General features: G+C 55.0%; 4 protein-coding genes. 2 read left to right on the plus strand and 2 right to left on the minus strand.

The annotated features are described in order from the left end of the window. Positions 1-67: 67 nt before the first annotated feature. Positions 68-451 carry an aspartate 1-decarboxylase gene (gene panD, locus HMPREF3066_RS02215; RefSeq protein WP_003778979.1) on the plus strand — a complete coding sequence of 128 codons (384 nt, stop codon included), beginning with the start codon at positions 68-70 and terminating at the stop codon, positions 449-451. A gap of 87 nt (positions 452-538) precedes the next feature. Further along, positions 539-1,381 (plus strand): 3-deoxy-8-phosphooctulonate synthase, encoded by an 843-nt coding sequence (gene kdsA, locus HMPREF3066_RS02220; RefSeq protein ID WP_070440181.1) that lies wholly within the window; start codon positions 539-541, stop codon positions 1,379-1,381. 86 nt (positions 1,382-1,467) lie between these two features. On the opposite strand, the gene HMPREF3066_RS02225 is transcribed toward kdsA, so the two are convergent. Next, positions 1,468-1,671, minus strand: coding sequence for a DUF2788 domain-containing protein (locus HMPREF3066_RS02225; RefSeq protein WP_003768561.1), 204 nt, complete (start codon positions 1,669-1,671; stop codon positions 1,468-1,470). A 117-nt stretch (positions 1,672-1,788) separates the two neighbouring features. Next, positions 1,789-2,958, minus strand: coding sequence for an O-succinylhomoserine sulfhydrylase (metZ, locus tag HMPREF3066_RS02230; protein WP_070440183.1), 1,170 nt, complete (start codon positions 2,956-2,958; stop codon positions 1,789-1,791). Positions 2,959-3,026: the final 68 nt, after the last annotated feature.

Here is a 3,026-nt window from a genome sequence, read left to right on the forward strand (position 1 = left end):
CCTTGTCCTGATTTAAATTTAATCCACTATACGTCTGCATCCGCAATCCCAAACCAAAAGGAAACCCATGTTCCGCACCATGCTCGGCGGCAAGATACACCGCGCCACCGTTACCGAAGCCGACCTCAACTACGTCGGCAGCATCACCGTAGACCAAGACCTGCTCGACGCCGCAGGCATCCTCGTCAACGAAAAAGTCGCCATCGTCAATAACAACAACGGCGAACGCTTCGAAACCTACACCATCCCCGGCGAACGCGGCAGCGGCGTCGTCTGCCTCAACGGTGCCGCCGCACGGCTCGTCCAAAAAGGCGACATCGTCATCATCATGTCCTACGTCATGCTGTCCGAACCCGAAATCGCCGCGCACGAACCCAAAGTCGTCCTTGTGGACGAACACAACAAAATCCGCGACATCCTCTCCTACGAGCCGCCGCACACCGTCCTATAAAACAAAAAGGTCGTCTGAAACCGAAAAATCCGCTTTCAGACGACCTTTCAGCCATTTTCAGACGACCTTCAAGAAAGCCCCACCATCATGAACATCCGCATCAACAACCTCACCGTCGGCAACGACCTCCCCTTTACCCTGTTCGGCGGCATCAACGTCCTGGAAGACCTCGATTCCACCCTCAAAGCCTGCGAACAATACGTCAAAGTGACCGACAAACTCGGCATCCCCTACGTCTTCAAAGCCTCCTTCGACAAAGCCAACCGCTCCTCCATTCATTCGTTTCGCGGCGTCGGCTTGGACGAAGGTATGAAAATTTTCCAAGCCGTCAAACGCGAATTTGACGTACCCGTCATCACCGACGTCCACGAACCCTACCAATGCGCCCCCGTCGCCGAAGTCTGCGACGTCATCCAACTGCCCGCCTTCCTCGCCCGCCAAACCGACCTCGTCGTCGCCATGGCAAAAACCGGCAACGTCATCAACATCAAAAAACCCCAGTTCCTCAGCCCCTCGCAGATGAAAAACATCGTCGAAAAATTCCAAGAAGCAGGCAACGGACAAATCATACTGTGCGAACGCGGTGCCAACTTCGGCTACGACAACCTCGTCGTCGATATGCTCGGCTTCGGCGTCATGAAACAAACCTGCGGCAACCTGCCCGTCATCTTCGACGTCACCCACTCCCTGCAAACCCGCGAATCCGGTGCCGCCGCATCCGGCGGACGGCGCGCGCAAGTGCTGGACTTGGCGCTCGCCGGCATGGCAACCCGCCTCGCAGGCCTCTTCCTCGAATCACATCCCAACCCCGACCAAGCCAAATGCGACGGCCCCAGCGCCCTGCCGCTCGCCCAGCTGGAAGACTTCCTGACCCGCGTCAAAGCCGTGGACGAAACCGTCAAATCCTTCGCGCCTATGGACATCCGTTAACACAGTATGGCAAACGAAAGGTCGTCTGAAAACCCAGATTTAAGTTTTTCAGACGACCTTTCCCTTATTCTTCTTAGTTTGCCGCCTCAAGGCAGGGCAATGAATTTAATCAGCACTTCTTTGAAAATAAAGCCGAACACGCCCAAGCCCAATACCAGGAACAAAATCGCGATGCCGAATTTGCCCGCCTTGGATTCCTTGCCCAAGTTCCAGACGATAAAGCCCAAGAAAATAACCAGTCCGGTCAGGCAGATTTTCATCGCCCAATCGGAAAATTCCGCTTCACTCATAATTGATTTCCTTATTTGATGTTGTGTGTATTTTAATGTTTTCAGACGACCTTTGAAACGCCAAGAGGTCGTCTGAAATGTAATGGTTCAGCAAATGCCGTCTGCCGGGCGTTTGGCTTAACGCGCCAACGCCTGTTTCAAATCGTCAATCAAATCATCGACGTATTCCAAACCGACGGACAGGCGCACCAGTCCGGGGCGGATATTGGCGGCGAGTTTTTCTTCGGGCTGCATCCTGCCGTGTGTGGTTGTCCACGGGTGAGTAATGGTCGAGCGCACGTCGCCGAGGTTGGCGGTACGGGAGAAGAGTTCGACGCCGTCCACGATTTTCCACGCGGCGTCAGTGTCGGCGACTTCAAAGCCGATGACGATGCCGCCGCCGTTTTGCTGCTTGCGGATAAGCTCCGCCTGCGGATGATCGGGCAATCCGGTGTAGTACACGGCTTGAACCTGCGGCTGCGCTTGCAGCCATTGGGCGATTTTCAGGGCGTTGTCGAACTGTTTTTCCATACGCAGCGACAGGGTTTCCACGCCGCTCAACAACTGCCATGCGTTAAACGGCGACATCGCCAGCCCGCAAGAGTTGCAGTAAACGGCGACCTGCGTCATCAATTCTTCCGAACCCGCCAACACGCCACCCATCACGCGCCCGTGTCCGTCGATGGCTTTGGTTGCGGAGGAAACGGAAATATCCGCGCCATGTTTCAAAGGCTGCGAGCCAACAGGCGACAGCAGGCTGTTGTCCACCACCAAAAGCGCGCCGATGCTGTGCGCCAATTCTGCCAAGACTTCCAAGTCAGCCACTTCGCCCAAGGGGTTGGAAGGCGTTTCCAAAAACAGCAGTTTGGTGTTGGCTTTGACGGCGGCTTTCCATTCGTCCACATCGGTCGGCGACACATGGCTCACTTCGATGCCGAATTTGGTGACGATGTTGTTGATAAAGCCGACGGTCGTGCCGAACAGGCTGCGGCTGGAAATCACATGGTCGCCCGCCTGCAGGAAGGTGAAAAACGCCGCCTGAATCGCGGACATACCGGTCGAAGTGGCGACCGCGCGTTCCGCGCCTTCTAAGGCGGCGATGCGTTTTTCAAAAGCGGCTGTGGTCGGATTGGCAGTGCGGGTATAAGTGAACCCTTTGATTTTTTTGGAAAACAAGTCGGCGGCGTGTTGGGCGTTATCCCACATGAAGCTGCTGGTGAGGAACAATGCCTGATTGTGTTCGCGGTATTCGGTTTGCTCTTTGCCGCCGCGTATGGCGAGCGTCTGCGGGTGGAGTTTTTTACTCATTTGTTTTCCAATCTTGTTCAGCAGGTTTATTTGATGTCTTATAGTGGATTAACTTTAAACCAGGACGG

The sequence above is a fragment of the Neisseria sp. HMSC03D10 genome, from assembly GCF_001807625.1.
Classification (GTDB): domain Bacteria; phylum Pseudomonadota; class Gammaproteobacteria; order Burkholderiales; family Neisseriaceae; genus Neisseria; species Neisseria mucosa.